At 56.3% G+C, this 341-nt stretch carries 1 pseudogene; it reads left to right on the top strand.

The features are described from left to right. Window positions 1-87 precede the first annotated feature (87 nt). A pseudogene (locus EN804_RS35535) lies at window positions 88-341 on the top strand (amidohydrolase family protein); the annotation flags it as partial.

The following is a 341-nucleotide window of genomic DNA, read 5'->3' as shown; positions in this document are numbered from 1 at the left end:
GCAAAATTTATCACGGGCATCTGCCTGCCGGTCGACGGCGGCCAAAGTTGCGCAGTGGGGGCGTTTACCTGATATGGCCACGGTGGTTTCACGCAGAAGCCGAAACAGGAAAAGGAAGACTTCCTCAACTGGACGCAATCGGTCAAATACAAGCAGGGCAACGATTATTTCCAGCACAATGGTGCGGGTGAAATGCTGGTCTTTTCCGCGGCCGATTTCGAGGATTTCCGTCAGCCGCGGCCCGATATGCCGCCGGAGATGGAAGGCGAACTTGAAGATGTTGTCCGGATTCTGGCGGAAAACCGCTGGCCCTGGCGTCTGCATGCCACCTATGACGAGAC

The organism is Mesorhizobium sp. M8A.F.Ca.ET.161.01.1.1 (genome assembly GCF_004792105.1).
Lineage (GTDB): Bacteria > Pseudomonadota > Alphaproteobacteria > Rhizobiales > Rhizobiaceae > Mesorhizobium.
This window is presented reverse-complemented; position numbering and strand designations above follow the sequence as displayed.